This window comes from Aquimarina hainanensis (assembly GCF_042684685.1).
Classification (GTDB): Bacteria; Bacteroidota; Bacteroidia; order Flavobacteriales; family Flavobacteriaceae; genus Aquimarina; species Aquimarina hainanensis.
The window spans coordinates 371,532-387,955 of the sequence record NZ_JBHULX010000001.1 but is presented as its reverse complement, the minus strand read 5'-3'; the positions used below and the strand labels follow the sequence as shown (position 1 = coordinate 387,955).

Here is a 16,424-nt window from a genome sequence, read left to right as displayed (position 1 = left end):
TGATCACGAATTTTTCAAAAAATAACAACATTCGATAAAAAATACTAAAACCGTATTCTATAAAATAAAATCCCTTTGCCCTGGAAAGAAAAACACATATCTCCAATAAGTATTCTCCTGATTTCATTTATCAAAAAACCACAATCTCGAGCATATGATGTTGTTGATATAAAATTGAATGTCATACATCTAATAATTAATCATTTTCAAACTCTAATTTATATCTTTCAAGATATTCGTTAATTTTTTAGTAATAAAACCTAATCCAATGGAGTTTAATGATAATTTAAAAATAAAATCCTTCGCCGATTATAAAGAAGCATATCGCGAGAGCGTAGAGCAACCGGAAAAATTCTGGGAATCGGTTGCTGACACATTTTATTGGCAAAAAAAATGGGACAAAACACTCGAGTGGGATTTTACATCTCCAGAAGTGAAGTGGTTCCAGGGAGGTCAGTTAAATATCACTGAAAATTGCTTAGATCGCCATCTAGAAACTATTGGAAATAAGACTGCTATCATCTGGGAGCCCAATGATCCTGATGAAGAGTCCAGACATATAACCTACAGACAGCTTTATGTAAAAGTCTGTCACTTTGCTAATGTGCTAAAAAATAATGGAATCAAAAAAGGAGACAGAGTCTGTCTATACATGCCTATGATTCCTGAACTTGCTATCGCGATGCTTGCTTGTGCGAGAATTGGAGCAGTTCATTCTATTGTATTTGCTGGGTTTTCCAGTGCCGCAATTGCCAGCCGAATCAATGATTCTCAATGCAAGATGTTAATTACTGCTAATGAGGTATATCGCGGGTCAAAACGTGTAAATCTAAAAGGAATGTGTGATGAAGCATTAAAGGACACCCCTTCCATAGAAACCGTTATTGTATACAGAAGAACTGTAGAACCTACTCCTATGACTCCTGGTCGAGACAAGTTCTGGTTTGATGAACTTCAAAGAGCAGAAACTACTTGTGAAGCAGAAGTTATGGATGCAGAAGACATGTTATTTATCTTATATACTTCTGGTTCTACCGGAAAGCCTAAAGGTATGGTACACACGATTGGAGGGTATATGGTTGGTACCACCTTTACATTCCAGAATGTATTCCAAATGGAAGAAAACGATGTATATTGGTGTACTGCCGATATTGGCTGGATTACCGGTCATAGCTACATTATCTATGGTCCACTGGCTTCAGGGGTTACAACTGTAATGTTTGAAGGTGTTCCGAGTTATCCGGATTATGGAAGGTTCTGGGAAATCTGTGATAAATTAGATGTCACTCATTTTTATACTGCTCCTACTGCTATCAGAGCGCTGGCTAAACAACCTCTTGAATTGGTCAATAAACACAACCTTTCTTCCCTTAAAGTACTAGGGTCCGTAGGGGAACCTATCAACGAAGAAGCCTGGCACTGGTACAATGACAATATCGGAAAAACAAAATGTCCTATTGTTGATACCTGGTGGCAAACGGAAACCGGAGGAATCATGATTTCTCCAATGGCCGGAATAACACCAACCAGACCTACTTTTGCGACATTACCCTTACCTGGTGTACAACCTGCATTAATCGATGAGCAAGGGAACGAAATTGCTTTTAACTCAAAACAAGCAGAAGGTCGTTTATCAATCAAATTCCCATGGCCATCTATGGCACGTACCATTTATGGAAATCACCAACGTTATAAAGAAGTGTACTTTTCGACTTTTGAAAACAAATATTTTACAGGTGACGGAGCCTATAGAGATGCCTCCGGAAATTATAGAATTACTGGTAGAGTAGATGATATTGTAATTGTTTCAGGGCATAATCTTGGTACAGCACCTATCGAAAACGCAATTAATGAACATGAAAGTGTTGTAGAAAGTGCCGTAGTAGGATTCCCTCACGATATAAAAGGAAATGCATTGTATACATATGTTACGCTATACAATGACATACAACCTAGCGATGCACTAATTGCAGAAATTAGAAATACGGTGTCCAATACTATCGGACCTATTGCTAAACCAGATAAGATACAATTTGTCAATGGACTCCCTAAAACGAGAAGTGGAAAAATAATGAGACGTATTTTGAGAAAAATTGCCTCTCATGACACCTCTAATTTAGGAGATACCTCGACACTTTTAAATCCTGATGTGGTACAAGAGATTATGGAAAATGCACTGTAGTATCACAGTAACTCTCTTATTGTTTTTATATAGCTCAGAACAATAAATAACATAGTTTGTGGTTTAAAAAAATGAACTAAAACACAAACTCATGAAATTTAAACAGTCATTGCTACTGCTAGGAACCGCCCTAGCAGTAGTGGCTTGTTCTGAAGATGAACAAAGCCAAACACCACAGCTAATCGATTCCGAAACTGCTGCCACAGACCTTACCGAAAAAGCGTATTTCAGCCAAAACGGAATGGTAAACGAAGGGTACTACGAAGGGATGAAAGTTGCTTATGAAACTATTAACGGAGATCACATTTTTGAAGGAGATATCATCCTTAGTGAAAAGGATATCTACAAAAATGATACGCATTATGTAATCGAACAAGGAGCACCTGTTCCTCTAACAAAAAGCGTAGGAAGAACTTCTGGAAGATGGCCAAATAATACCGTTTATTACACCGTTCAAAGCGACCTTCCTAATCAAAGTAGAGTTACTGATGCAATTAATCATTGGGAAACAAGAACAAATCTAAAGTTCGTAAAAAGAACAAATCAACCTAACTATATCTATTTTAGATCTGGAAATGGGTGTTCTTCTAGCGTGGGAATGGTAGGAGGAAGACAAAACATCAACTTATCTACCAGATGTAGTACAGGAAATACCATTCACGAAATTGGACATGCCATAGGGTTATGGCATGAGCAAAGCAGAACTGATAGGGATCGTTTTCTAACAATCAATTTTAATAACATCGAGTCAGGAAAACAGCACAACTTCCAAACATATGCAGAAAGAGGAAGAGATGGTGATGAATACACGACTTCTCTAGATTTTGGTTCTATTATGATGTACGGTCCTACAGCCTTTTCTAAAAATGGGCAACCTACTATTGTCAAAAAAGATGGAGGTAGTTACCGCGCTCAACGAAATGCTTTGTCTGCTGATGATCTAAAAGGAATCAATAAAATGTATCCCGGTGATGGCGGAGGAGGTCCTGTATATGTAAACGGTCAGTATTATACCGTACATGGATTACGAGTATATCGATACAATGACAAATGGTATTACTACAGCTCCAGAAATGGATGGAGACAAGTTGTTTATGTCAATGGAGCCTGGAGATATGCATAAAAATGTAATCTTTGATTCATAAGTAACCGCACAAAAGAGGTCATCGTTATTGGTGACCTTTTATTTTTTGAAACAAGAGAAATAGTTTACTTTTGAACAATAATTCAATTCTTTATGATTAGATCGTTCTCCACAATATTTATCATCAGTATACTATGCTTTATAGGTTGCAAACAAGAACAAAGTAACACTGGTATAGAAACTGAAGAAACTATCGTGCTTGATAGTCTGGCAAAAGAAAAAAACAAGATTAAGATTCTTAAGCTTTCTCCACAGGCAGAAAAAGATCTGGAAAGCTATAAAGATTTTGACAACTTAAGAAAGCTGATCCGTTCCCTGAACAATTCAAATGCTTATTACACTAAAAAGTATGCAGATAGTATTGATTTATTAATTGATACATTTAACGAAAACCTGACAAAAGAATTAAAAGTTAATCCTATCTCTTCCCGGATGGTTGTTTTATCTACTGAGTCCGGTCTTTTAAATGAGCTTAAAAACCGCAAAAAACCTGTTCCTGAAAAACTTTTGGAAGCCAAAAAAAAACTGGTGATTGCCTATAATAGTCTGGTCATTCAGCTGAACGAATTATCACTTGCTATTCCCGACAATATAGAAAAAGAACTTCTAAGGGATTCCAAAGATATCCGGGAGTCCGATATAGAATAATTACTATTTAAAATATTATAAGTTTTTTCTTGTTAATCAACAGAGAAGTATGAGCACTGTAAAGCTCGTATTTCTTGCTTATGTATATACTTTAACATTAATACAACTGTTTTTCTTTCCATACCATCGTACAACTTACTAATATTGCGTACGATTTAATCGTGTTTATTCCGAACCCTGCCCCATGAAAAACACCAAAATACTCCTTGTAGAAGATGAATTCCCTGTTGCTTTGGACATCAAACTTCGTCTTCAAAAGTTAGGATACGAGATTACTGATATCTGTGACAATTATACTGATACCATAGAAAGTATTACTGAGAACAGTCCAGATATCATTATCATGGACATTAATATTAGTGGAGATAAGAACGGTATACAAACAGCTGAAGCTATTTATCAGAAGAATAAAACCCCCATTATATTTCTTACAGCAAACGGAGATGAACGCACATTTAAAGAAGCGTTGGAAACCAACCCCTTTGGTTTTTTACTAAAACCATTCAAAATTCAGGAATTATCTTATGCCATTCAGATTGCTGTACAAAAACAACAAGAACAAAACGCAGCCATCAATACACCTATAAAACAAAAGCAAACAAATACCTTATTCATAAAAGATAGATCAAAATTAGTTCGTGTTTCAATTCATGAGATTTTATGGATAGAAGCAATGGATAACTATACACGTATTGTCACACAAGACAAAAAAGTAATGGTAAATATGTTTCTGAAAGAGTTCTATGAAAAAATCCCAAAAGACAAATTCCTGAGAATTCATCGGTCTTATATTATCGCTTTATCTAAAATTGACGCTATTGAAAATAGATTTGTAATCATAGGCAATGAACAAATTCCCTTTAGCAAAGCATACAGAAAAGAATTATTTAACGCCCTGGATATACTATAGTTCATATGAAATTATCTCTTTTCATTTGCTTATTCCTTTTCTTTTTCATTCCCTTGACTAGTATCAGTCAAGCAGATAGCCTGGAATTACAATTACCAAAAGCTTCTCAAGCAGAAAAAATAGGGCTGTATAAAAAACTGACGATAAAATACAGTGAGATCAAACTGGAAAAGGCTTTTGACTATGCCCGCCAGGGGCTGGCGCTGGTCAACGACTCTATTTCTAAGGATGCTGGCTTCTTTTATTTATTATTAGGAAAGATTGCTAACGAACAAGGAAATCCTCAACAAGCTTTACGCTATTACAATAAGACATTGGAAGTTGCTCAAGCGTTAAATTATGAACTTGGTATTGCCAAAAGTTTTCAAAATATAGGGGTCACTCATATTCGAATGGGGCATTATGAAAAAGCATTAAAACACTACTTAGATGCTCTAAATATCTACCAGAAGCACAATAAAAATGAACTTGTAATAGGAATCTTAAACAATCTGGGAACCTTACACTCTTGTCACCTAAAAAACAATCAAAAGGCAAAAACATATTTTGAGCAAGCATTAGATCTGACAAAAAACAACGACGATCACAATTTTAAATCCTACATCCTGACTAATATCGGAGAAATGTATCTAAGGCAAGAAGCTTATGAAAAAGCGACTGCTTCCTTTTCTGAAGCACTCTCACTTGCTAAAAAAGAAAACAATATTCAGGTAATTGTAAATATTTTAAAAAATCTATCTGCAATCCACCTTGCTAAAGAAGAATACCCCCCAGCCTTACAATATGCACAAGAATCATTAGAAATTAGAGAAAAAGCCGGGTTCTCATTAAAAATAGCATTAGAATACCTGCATCATGGAAACATTTATGAAAAACTGGGAAACAATACAACTGCATTGCATTACTACCTAAAAGCACAGGAAACAGCATTAAAAATTCACTCTACCCCTCAATTAGTCAAAACATATGAAGCACTTCATCGCTTCTTTAAAAAAACAAAGCAGTTCGAAAAAGGATATCATTACTTATGCCTTTATACCCGTTATAAAGACTCCTTATTCACTACCGAAAAATCAAAGCAACTCCAGCAGATTCAAACCAAATTTGATGTCGAAAACAAACAAAAAGAAGTACAGCTGTTAACCAACTCATTACAGATAAAAGAACTTCAGAACCAACAGCAACAAACCGCTGTAACAACCCTTATCATAGGTCTCCTGGCATCTGTATTTATTTTGTCAACTGCTATATTTGCTTATATTCATAAAAGAAAGATAAGCAAGGCATTAGAAGAGAAGAACAAAAAAATAGCTACCACATTACAAGAGCGGGAAATCTTATTAAAAGAAGTGCATCACAGAGTCAAAAACAATCTGCAGATTGTAGCTAGTTTAATAAATCTACAACATGAATTTGGTAACAAAACACCTCCTCAGGAGGTTCTACAAAAAGTGCAGGATAAGATTGAAGCCATGGTTATCATACATGAAAACTTGTATAAAAAAGGAGACCTTTCTTCTATTTCGTTTAAAACTTATATAGAGCGATTATCCTCTTATTTTAAAACAAGTTATGCCCTATCTGAGCAAGGTATTAGTATCACCACCGATGTGGTCGACACTCCTATAAATATAGATACGCTGGTACCTTGCGGATTAATCCTAAATGAAATTATCTCTAACAGTATCAAACATGCATTTCCTCCTACTCATAACGGAGCTATTATGATTAAGGCTTCACTATCGGATCAGGGGTGTACCTTAGCAATAAAAGATAATGGTATAGGATTTCCTAAAGATTTTGATCCAACAAAGCATAAAGACTCATTAGGAATGCAGCTTATCAAAGGACTGAGCAAACAAATAAAAGGAACGCTGAGTATAACATCTGATAAGGGGACCACATACACCCTTTCTTTTCCTCTTGGTTTAGAATAACAATGACCCTTTTTTTTAAAACATTCACCCTTAAAATAAAACCACAGACCAAATTCAATTAGAGATCATGAGCATATTACCTAGGTTTGTATCTCGAAAACAAAAAAGATAATCATATGAGATTTTTTCAGAAATCAGCAACCTTGTTATGCTGTACTTTTATATCCTTATTAATTGGATGTGATTCCAATGACGATACTTCTTCTACAGACACAAATCTTTTAATAGAAGAGGCAATGCTCCATGACTTCCCTCTGAAAGAAACTTCATATTCCTCGATACAAATTACAGATCCTAAAATTGTAAACAATACAGAGATTGTTCCCGGTAAAATTGAAATTATCGTTTCAGAAACCGCTCCTTTGAGCTTAAGCTTAAAAACTGTCGGTTTTAATCAAGATAATTTCAGCATTAGTCCTTCTGTTGGAGATATCAGAGATTATAATAACAATGAGAAACACCGATATACGATAACCTCTTTGAAAGACCAACAAGCAGTACTTCATTACGATGTGTACGTCAAAAAAAATATTCCTGTAGAAACATTAAAAATAACCGACCTCGTTTTTGAAAAAAGCAAAAACCAACAATTCTCAAATGATATTAACATCGCCAAAAGAGTAGAAGACAATAGCGGAATTGACAAAATTTATGTTTTTGTCCCTGTAGGAACAGATTTCACCAGTCTCACTCCGACTATTAGCTACGATGCTTCAAAATTATTTTATTATCAGGATACTTCTCAGGCTCCCGGATCGACAGATCAAGAATATCCTGCCGAAGGAGTTGCTATTGATTTTAAATATCCTAAATCATTTATTCTTGAAACAAGAAACAGTGATCATAGTGCATCCAAAACTACCGTTGTTATAGTGGATATAAAAAACCCGATAAAACTGGAATCCGAGACAATTACTACTCCAGATGCAACTGCTGGGACTACAGAGAGTTTTACGGTTACTAAATGGATTAATCAAGGAAACCATGTCATCAGGTATACCAAAGCAAACACCTACGAAAATCAAACCCCTGAGACTCCCACAAATGTTATTACGGTTAGAAGAACGCTTCCTAGTGGAGGATTGAGACCTGGAGAAAGTGCAGATGTATCAGTGAGAGTAAATAGCAGAAACTATCCCGCTGGAGATTACAGTACAACAGCTGTTATCTATCCCGGATTCGAATATCATGAAGAAATCGATGAATTACTGGAACCTGCAAAACTCGCTGTCTCATCCAAAATAAAAACCCCTTAAATCAATCCATAAAACGATTGCTAATTGACAATAAACTCCCTCGAAGCATTCAAATATCAATGATCGGGTACTCGATAAAGCCTTCCTTTTACATTGGAAGGTTTTGTTTTTTTCCTACAAAAAATAATCTTTTACTACTTAATTTATTTTTATTCTAAAAAACACTCTTATTCCCTTTATCTTTACTACTAAAATAAGGCTATCTCACTTATCTTATCTCCTTCCTTTTTTCTCAAAAACATCCCAATCAATACATTTACAACATATTATGATTATGGTTTTTGTGTTTTTTTTAGTATCTTACAAGAAATCTATCACACACAATCATATTGGGGCTCTATATATTATATTAATTTTATACGCCCCCAATTATGAAAAAACTGTTACCATTACTATTCCTTTCCCTATGTGTCAGCTGCGATATTCCTACAGACGGAATGTCCCAAAATGGCAGAAAATCTGCTCCTACTAAAACAAAAATTGATTTTCAGGGAAACACTATTGTACTCCCCCAAGGGTATTTACTCATATCCGCAGAAGAATTCGAAAATCGTATAGAGTCCATTGCAGATTCTTCTAAATTCAAAAAGATGGCGAAACAAGAATTAGAAAAAGTTAAGAACAGAAAAGTAGAATATCAATTATTTATAGATCCTAATAATTCAAAAAACTTTGTTTTTGTGTATACGAGAAACTATGTAGAATTTGATGAGTTTATCGCTCAAAAATACGTTTCAAATCTCAATAAAGAATTAAAGAGGGAATCAAATAAACAACGAATTAAATATAGAAGAATTCACGGGCGTTACTTTTTTACGAATACTTCTAAAATTGTAAAATTAAAATATATTAAAGCTGTAAAACAAGAGCAAAAATTCCAAACAGAATATTTAATCTCCTCTCAATCAGGAGGTATGGGGTTATTAGTCAGTAATACCCAGAATATTGATTTTGAAACTTCTGTAAAAGGGTTAGCAATGCGATAAGATGGACACTAACTCAACTATAATTAGAACATCCTGTCCTCTTCAGAGGGCAGGATCTTTTTTTAGTATTCCTTATTTATCCATAAAAAAACAGTTTCACAAAAAAAAGATAGAAACATTTGTTTTTATAAATCGAATAGCCTTTGTAATATGTACTTCGACTGTCTTAGTAGAAATCCCTAAAATTTCCGCAATCTCTTTATGTTTTTTTTGTTCAAAACGGCTTAATTTAAAAACTTCCTTACACTTTTTAGGGAGTTTTTCTATCACTTTTTCTAATTTAACCAAATCTTCCGATATGGTGTCCTGCGTTTCTTCTTCTGAAAAAACTTCAAACATTATTTCCCATTTTAATGCATCTAATGCATCTCCTTCTCGTTTTTGTTTCCGCAAATGCATTAAGAATTCATTATGGCAGGATCTGAAAAGATAACTTTTTAATGAAGAAGTAATATTCAATTCCTCTTTCTTCTCCCATATTCTGAGAAAGACATTTTGGATCAAATCTTCTGACAATATTGTGTCATTTGACAACTTAAACATATACCGATGTAATCCTATATAATAAGTGTCAAAGAGAATTTTATAGCTTTTTCTATCCCCTTTGACAATGCCTTTAATAAGGTCTTTTTCAGTATAGATAATATTGTTTTTCATGATGAGCACGCTCCGCTAAATTAAAAAAAATAAAATAAAAGTAAGGGAATGTTATCATTTCTGCATCTTATATACAGATACACCTAAGAATGAGCAATTATTTAACGATAATAAAAAAGTACCTTAATAACACCATTTCTTCTTCTGAACGGGAAATGCTCTGGCAGTGGCTTCAAAATGACGCTAGGAACAGAACACTTTTCAAAGAAGAAATAAAAAAATGGTATCAAAGACAGGAAAAGAAAGAAGATGTTGACTCTAATTCGGCATATCTTAGGTTTATGACTGCTATCACTAAAAAGAGACCTTCTTTTCTTCAAAAAATAATCTCTTTTCATCCAATAAGATATGCTGCTGCTGCCCTTCTTTGCGGAATCTTGTTTGGTGCTTATTTCTTATATACTAATACTGATATATTCCCCTCTTCAGAAAGAGTTCCTTTCGTCACGGAATATCCCAACTCCGATAATAAGGTCAAAATTGTTCAATCGGATGGGAGTACAACCTATATAGACCTCGAAGGTCAGACCCAATTAACCGATCAGACAGGAGGAGTAATCGGCACAAAAAATAAGGACCAACTGGTATTAGCTTCTAAAACTACCGCAAGAGAGGCTGCTTTTATGGAAATTTCTATTCCGAAGGGCAATATGTTTCAACTGACATTGGCAGACGGGACAAAAGTGTGGCTAAACGCTTCCAGTTCTTTAAAATTCCCTCAGAGTTTTGACCCTTCTGATACAAACCGAATTGTATACCTCGAAGGAGAAGCCTTTTTTGATGTAACCAAAAACAAAGCGCAACCTTTTATTGTTAAAACGAAAGATATCGATGTCAGTGTGCTGGGAACTCAATTTAATGTTTCATCCTATCAGGATGACGAAGCTATCAAAACGACACTGGTAGAAGGCTCTGTGGCAATTCATCAGAAAAACAATACTGCAAAAAAAATGATTCTTACCCCAAGTTATCAAGCAGTTTTTGATAAAAAACAACAATCGATTCATCAGAAAAAAGTAAATACTACTGTATACACTTCCTGGATGAGTAAGAAGATTATTATTCAGAATGAAACCTTTGCAGAAGTTTCAAAACGGATAGAACGTGCTTATAATGTGTCGATTCACAGTCATAATAAAAAACTAAACACAACACGGTTTACAGGTGAATTTGACATAGAAAATATCGAAGAAATTTTTATGACATTTTCCAAAACTTTAGAATTTACATATGAAATAAAAGATAATACAATTACAATCAATCCATAGAAAAAGGAAGTGCGGCAACACCTCCTTTTTAGAATGTTGATTATTAAAATAGGTACTAACAATCAAACTTTTCAAAATTATGAAAAAAAAAGGGAATCCCTGGTCATGTATTCTCATGACCGATAAATCAATGATCCTTAAAATGAAGCTATCATTTATTGCTTTTTGTTTTTCTGTTTTTCAAATAATGGCGACGTCCGGTTTTTCTCAGGGTAAGATTCAATTAAACTTTGAAAAAGCGCCAATCAGTGATGTCCTTCATGAAATAAGGAATCAAGCCCCTTATAAATTCTTTTACATGAATCAGGAGATTAATCTGGATCAAAAAACATCTATTCATGTAAACAATGAAACACTGGAGAATGTACTATCCATCCTTTTTGAAGATACGAATATCTCATATGCTATTATAGGAAAGCAGGTTATACTAAAAAAAGCACCTAAAAAGACAAAAGAAGTACTCTACAGAGAAATTAAAGGAACTGTCAAGGATGTAAATGGGAGTCCGCTACCTGGTGCAAATATCATTGTCAAAGGTACTTCCATAGGTGCGCAAACAGATTTTGATGGCAATTTTTCTATCAATATATCAGAAGAACACACCACATTAGTTATTTCTTTTATAGGATTCGAAACTACCGAGGTAGACATCCAGGGAAAAGATTTTATCAATATCGTATTAAAAGATGCTTCTGCTCAATTAGATGATGTTGTTATTGTAGGATCCAGAAACCCCAGCAGGACAGCTACAGAAACAGCTGTAGCAATTGACGTCATTGATGTGACAGAAATAGCCTCTCAAGGACCTCAAACCTCTGTAAATGAAATACTCAATTATGTTGCTCCTTCTTTCACTTCACAAACACAGACGGTCTCCGACGGAACCGATCATATCGACCCTGCATCCTTACGGGGACTTGGTCCTGATCAGGTACTGGTCTTAATCAATGGAAAAAGAAGGCACAATTCTTCACTGATTAATGTTAATGGAACTGTAGGAGCTGGTAGCGTTGGGACTGACATGAATGCAATTCCTACATCTGCGATACAACGAATTGAAGTATTGAGAGATGGCGCTGCTGCACAATATGGATCGGATGCTATCGCTGGAGTTATTAATTTGGTACTAAAAAAAGATACCGGAAAATTAGATCTTACCTTGACTACCGGAGCAAACTTTAGTAAGAACGCAAACCAGTTTGAAGGAGGTAGTGATGGAGAAAAGGTGAAAATTGAAGCCAATTATGGATTAGCTATCGGGGACAATGGGGGGTATATCAATTTCTCCGGTTCACTATCCTCCAGAGAACCTGCTTTAAGAAATAAAGACTATCAGGGAGATATCTTCAGAGGATATCACGGTGCTGAAAGGGTATTCGCTGCTAATGGAGGAATCGTAGCAGCAATGACATTGACTGACTATCAAACTGCTTCTCAAGAGCTGAGCTACCTAAATCAGGATACAAAAGATCAGATTGCCGCCTTAGACCTTACCAATGAAGACGATATTACCTCGCTTAGAGAACTATTAAATTTTGATGCTGATGAAGATGAACTAGCTGCGAGAGGACTGAGTCGTTCTGATTTTAGATTTAAAGTAGGTACTTCTAAGCTAAGAGAGGGTAAATTCTTCGCTAATATGGAAATTCCTGTTGGAGAGAATGCCACTGTCTATAGTTTTGGTGGTATTAGTTATCGTCAGGGATTGGCTGCCGGATTTTACAGAAGACCAGCTCAAGCAGATGGCAGAGCAAATACACCTGCATTCCCTAATGGTTTTTTGCCTAATATAGGTACGGATATCATTGATAAATCCTTAGCCACAGGAATCAAAGGAAAAATCAATGATTGGAATATTGATTTTTCGAATACTTATGGAATAAACACCTTTGACATAACAGTGAGTAACTCCAGTAATGGAACTCTGGGCGTTGCAACCCCCAGAACCTTTGATGCAGGGGCACTAAAATTTATGCAGAATACAACCAACCTTGACACTAATAAATTTCATGAAGACATTTTCAGCGGGTTAAACATTGCGATGGGAGCTGAATTCAAGGTAGAAAACTATGCTATTAGTGCAGGAGAAGAGGCCTCTTATACCAGTTATGATATTAACGGAAACCCTGTAAATAGTGCTACCCCAGACGGATTACTTGTTCGTAACAATTTTACAGGGTCCGTTCTTGGAGGAGGATCACAGGTTTTTAGAGGATATGATCCTAATAATGAAACTGATAAATTCAGAAACAGTATTGCTGGGTATATTGATATAGAAGCTGATTTCACAGATAAATGGCTCTTTAGTGTTGCTGGGCGTTATGAGAACTTCTCTGATTTTGGAGATACATTTAATTATAAAGTAGCAACTCGCTATAAATTATCAGAAGACTTCTCGATCCGTGCAGCCAATAGTACGGGATTTAGAGCACCTTCTCTACATCAGCAGTTTTTTAGCAGAACCAGTACCGTATTTGTAGACAATCAACCTTTTGAACAAGGAACATTCACGAATGATAGCCGAGCAGCATCCCTTATCGGTATTGCAAAACTAAAAGAAGAAACTTCTAATAGCTTTAGCGCTGGTCTTACTGCCAAAATTAAAAACCTTACCATTACAGCAGATGCATATCTGATTACTATTGATGATCGTATTATTTATAGTGGAAGCTTTGGGAACGGAGGAGACCCTGAACTAACTCAGGTATTTCAGACTGCCGGAGCAACGAGTGCTCGTTTTTTCGTTAATGCCATTGACACTAAATCTCAAGGGTTTGATGTTGTTATTTCTCATAAAGCATCTCTGGGAGATGAAGTAACTTTAAAAAATGACTTGTCTGCTACTTTCTCTAAAACAGAAGTCGAAGAAATCAGAGTTCCTGAAAAAATTGCAAATGCGGGATTGAGTGGTAGTTTTTTTGATGGACAAGAAGAAGCCTTCTTAACCCTTGCTCAACCGAGAGCAAAGGTAAACCTCACAAACAGTCTATCTATAGGAAATTGGGATTTCCTTCTAAGAAATGTATTCTTTGGAGAAGTGACAGATCCTGATGATTTTAATGGCGACCTGCGAGTAGAGGGAACAACCGTAAGTGATGATGCCATATATGGAAGTAAAATTGTAACAGATTTATCAATATCAACCTCTATTTTGAAAAACCTACAAATAACAATAGGTGCCAATAATTTATTAGATGTATATCCTGATGAGAATAGAACAGAAGGAACTGCAGGGGATCAGTTTGTATATTCGAGAAGAACTTCTCAATTCGGGTACTCTGGTCGATTCCTTTTTGCTCGTTTAAATTTTAACTTATAAAAAACCCCCTTTTGTTCTTATGGTAAACAGGCGAGGTTACTGGTATATCCTTGCTTGTTTACCTCTTTTACTAGAATTTAAAACATGTCGCTACACAAGGATTCACTTCCTTATGACATATCATGTACTCACATTGAAATCATGTGTGTTTAGGAACTGAATATTCTAGATATCAAATAAAACAATATCGGGTTATTAAAAAGAGCAGGGCCATAAAAACAGCCCTGCTCTAATTTTATAATTAACTAAACTTCTTTGTTATTTTTTAATAATTCGTTGTATTTGGTTTTTACCTTCAGATGAGATCTTTATCATATAAACACCTCTTTTCAGACCTGATACATTAATTGTGTTTTCTGCAGATCCTTTCTGAATAGTCTTTCCTAAAAGGTCAATAATTTCATAAGATGCATCTACTGTTGGTGGTAAGAATATTTCTATCTCTCCTCCTGCAACCGGGTTAGGAGCTACTGTAAACTTCTGGTTTTCGAAAGCTTCTGTTTCTACAACCCCTTCTGTTACAGATTCTGTTAACGCTCTGCTACCACATCTACCGATTCTATTCCATCCTCTACCTGATCGTTTTTCATATAAGTACCCTCTGTACGTTACTCGATCTCCAGCAGAATACGAAACCCCAGATCTCCATGGAGCTACTCCTGCGCAAATATCTCCACTACCTCCACAGTTTCCTGAAGCAGTATACGTTGTGGAATTACAGTTAATTGTAAAAGAATCTACATTCTGCCCTGAATTTCTTGCCTGCCAGTTTGTTCCTACAGTAGTCGATACTTGTCTGGATTGTCCTGCACTAATCGTAAACTGAGAACTTCCATTTCTGTAAAAACTCAAGCTACAATTGGTACTGTTTCTAAAAGTGACATTGACTTGATCTCCATCAGAGCATCCTCCGCCACCACTAAGTCCCATGGCTCTCCAAAAATTTGAAACAGTAGCTCTCACTCCGTAATTACTTCCTCCACTTCTGCTACATCCACCATATCCATGTACTCCTACTGCATTTCCTGAAGCTTCATCAATAATAGGGCTTCCTGAATTTCCTCCTTCAGTATCTGTTCTATATCTCACAAAAGTATTGGTAGAAGAGGATAATGGTCCTGAATGCGTTTGCTGCGTCTGATTATCTCTACCTGTATCGACTCCGTATCCCGTAATTCGAATTGTACTTCCCGGATTACTCTGTACTACATTGTATGATTTTCCTTGCGCCTGAATTGGCGTTTTTCCTGTTTGGCTATTGGCACTTGCTGTAAAAACTGCCCAATCAGTAGAAGCTCCTGTATATTCAGTTACAAAGTTTCCAATAGGATATTGGTCTTCTGGTCCTGGGTGTACAACACTTCCTCCTGAGTTAGATTTTGGAACCTGAAACTCTATTAATTGTGCTCTACTAGTAGCACAATGTCCAGCTGTTACCAGTTTTCCATTTCTAATAATCCAACCTGTACATCCTATTGGCATAATTCTACCAATTGCTCTATCTGAGGAAGCTCTCCTATCATCAGAAGATCCACATTGTGTTTTTGTGGACGACTTTTCTCCTACTTCCAGTTCATTCACTTTTAGACGAATTGCTCCCGATTTTGCCCCAGAAGTCAATGTTACTCTTACCTTATCTCCATTAAAATAAGCTGTAGAGTTTTTCCATTCTTTAAGTGTGTTTGCTGTTAGTGTTTGCGTTGCTCCATCTAATAATGATGTAATGGTAAGTTTCCCATTAGCACCTAATTCTACCTCCTCAAAGTACAATCGTAACCAAGTAGCTCCTTTTTCGGTTACTACTTCCGAAGCTTCTTGTGTTCCGCTCTTATTTGCATTTGTTTTTATCTCCAGGTTATACTTGGAATAATGATGAGGTAGTTCTTCCTGTGCAAATACATTCGCACATGACCATAAAATTATGGTCAATAAAAAAAGTGATTTTTTCATGTTTAAAAGATGAGTTTGTGTTAATTGTTAAATTTTGTTTAGTTAATTACAAAACTAAAAGTACAACAATAAAACAATCATCTCAAAAACAACATATTACATTTTAATGCGAATTAGTCTAATTTAGTATTTATTTAACAAAAAAAGCGTTCAAATATCTTGAACGC

General features: G+C 35.6%; 11 protein-coding genes. 9 read left to right on the top strand and 2 right to left on the bottom strand.

All coding sequences use genetic code 11. The features are described from left to right. Positions 1-268: 268 nt before the first annotated feature. The 7 genes from acs (at position 269) to ACFSTE_RS01725 (ending at position 9,063) form a co-directional block, all read left to right on the top strand. Positions 269-2,182, top strand: coding sequence for an acetate--CoA ligase (gene acs / locus ACFSTE_RS01755; RefSeq protein WP_176027852.1), 1,914 nt, complete (start codon positions 269-271; stop codon positions 2,180-2,182). 91 nt (positions 2,183-2,273) lie between these two features. Beyond that, the gene (locus tag ACFSTE_RS01750) at positions 2,274-3,305 is read left to right on the top strand and encodes a M12 family metallopeptidase (RefSeq protein ID WP_378258150.1); all 1,032 of its coding nucleotides are present in this window, start codon (positions 2,274-2,276) and stop codon (positions 3,303-3,305) included. A 114-nt stretch (positions 3,306-3,419) separates the two neighbouring features. After that, a complete protein-coding gene (locus ACFSTE_RS01745; protein ID WP_176027854.1) occupies positions 3,420-3,974 on the top strand; it encodes a hypothetical protein in 555 nt (184 codons plus the stop codon). A 184-nt stretch (positions 3,975-4,158) separates the two neighbouring features. Further along, the gene (locus tag ACFSTE_RS01740; RefSeq protein WP_176027855.1) at positions 4,159-4,884 is read left to right on the top strand and encodes a LytR/AlgR family response regulator transcription factor; all 726 of its coding nucleotides are present in this window, start codon (positions 4,159-4,161) and stop codon (positions 4,882-4,884) included. 5 nt (positions 4,885-4,889) lie between these two features. Then, the gene (locus ACFSTE_RS01735) at positions 4,890-6,821 is read left to right on the top strand and encodes a tetratricopeptide repeat-containing sensor histidine kinase (protein WP_378258147.1); all 1,932 of its coding nucleotides are present in this window, start codon (positions 4,890-4,892) and stop codon (positions 6,819-6,821) included. 116 nt (positions 6,822-6,937) lie between these two features. Continuing rightward, positions 6,938-8,077 carry a hypothetical protein gene (locus tag ACFSTE_RS01730; RefSeq protein WP_176027857.1) on the top strand — a complete coding sequence of 380 codons (1,140 nt, stop codon included), beginning with the start codon at positions 6,938-6,940 and terminating at the stop codon, positions 8,075-8,077. 371 nt (positions 8,078-8,448) lie between these two features. Beyond that, positions 8,449-9,063, top strand: a complete 615-nt coding sequence (locus ACFSTE_RS01725; RefSeq protein ID WP_176027858.1) for a hypothetical protein — start codon at positions 8,449-8,451, stop codon at positions 9,061-9,063. 96 nt (positions 9,064-9,159) lie between these two features. On the opposite strand, the gene ACFSTE_RS01720 is transcribed toward ACFSTE_RS01725, so the two are convergent. Beyond that, the gene (locus ACFSTE_RS01720) at positions 9,160-9,720 is read right to left on the bottom strand and encodes an RNA polymerase sigma factor (RefSeq protein WP_378258144.1); all 561 of its coding nucleotides are present in this window, start codon (positions 9,718-9,720) and stop codon (positions 9,160-9,162) included. 89 nt (positions 9,721-9,809) lie between these two features. On the opposite strand from ACFSTE_RS01720, the gene ACFSTE_RS01715 reads away from it, so the two are divergent. Continuing rightward, on the top strand, positions 9,810-10,988 hold the full coding sequence (locus ACFSTE_RS01715) for a FecR family protein (protein ID WP_378258142.1): 1,179 nt from the start codon (positions 9,810-9,812) through the stop codon (positions 10,986-10,988). Between the two features lie 79 nt (positions 10,989-11,067). Continuing rightward, entirely contained in the window at positions 11,068-14,307 is a 3,240-nt protein-coding gene (locus tag ACFSTE_RS01710; RefSeq protein ID WP_378258140.1) for a TonB-dependent receptor domain-containing protein, read from the top strand. 258 nt (positions 14,308-14,565) lie between these two features. On the opposite strand, the gene ACFSTE_RS01705 is transcribed toward ACFSTE_RS01710, so the two are convergent. Then, positions 14,566-16,257, bottom strand: coding sequence for a T9SS type A sorting domain-containing protein (locus ACFSTE_RS01705; protein WP_176027862.1), 1,692 nt, complete (start codon positions 16,255-16,257; stop codon positions 14,566-14,568). Positions 16,258-16,424: the final 167 nt, after the last annotated feature.

Bases quoted from the DNA above. Each gene is read 5' to 3' on its own strand.
- acs (WP_176027852.1), top strand. From the start codon at position 269: ATGGAGTTTAATGATAATTTAAAAATAAAATCCTTCGCCGATTATAAA.
- ACFSTE_RS01750 (WP_378258150.1), top strand. From the start codon at position 2,274: ATGAAATTTAAACAGTCATTGCTACTGCTAGGAACCGCCCTAGCAGTA.
- ACFSTE_RS01745 (WP_176027854.1), top strand. From the start codon at position 3,420: ATGATTAGATCGTTCTCCACAATATTTATCATCAGTATACTATGCTTT.
- ACFSTE_RS01740 (WP_176027855.1), top strand. From the start codon at position 4,159: ATGAAAAACACCAAAATACTCCTTGTAGAAGATGAATTCCCTGTTGCT.
- ACFSTE_RS01735 (WP_378258147.1), top strand. From the start codon at position 4,890: ATGAAATTATCTCTTTTCATTTGCTTATTCCTTTTCTTTTTCATTCCC.
- ACFSTE_RS01730 (WP_176027857.1), top strand. From the start codon at position 6,938: ATGAGATTTTTTCAGAAATCAGCAACCTTGTTATGCTGTACTTTTATA.
- ACFSTE_RS01725 (WP_176027858.1), top strand. From the start codon at position 8,449: ATGAAAAAACTGTTACCATTACTATTCCTTTCCCTATGTGTCAGCTGC.
- ACFSTE_RS01720 (WP_378258144.1), bottom strand. From the start codon at position 9,720: ATGAAAAACAATATTATCTATACTGAAAAAGACCTTATTAAAGGCATT.
- ACFSTE_RS01715 (WP_378258142.1), top strand. From the start codon at position 9,810: ATGAGCAATTATTTAACGATAATAAAAAAGTACCTTAATAACACCATT.
- ACFSTE_RS01710 (WP_378258140.1), top strand. From the start codon at position 11,068: ATGAAAAAAAAAGGGAATCCCTGGTCATGTATTCTCATGACCGATAAA.
- ACFSTE_RS01705 (WP_176027862.1), bottom strand. From the start codon at position 16,257: ATGAAAAAATCACTTTTTTTATTGACCATAATTTTATGGTCATGTGCG.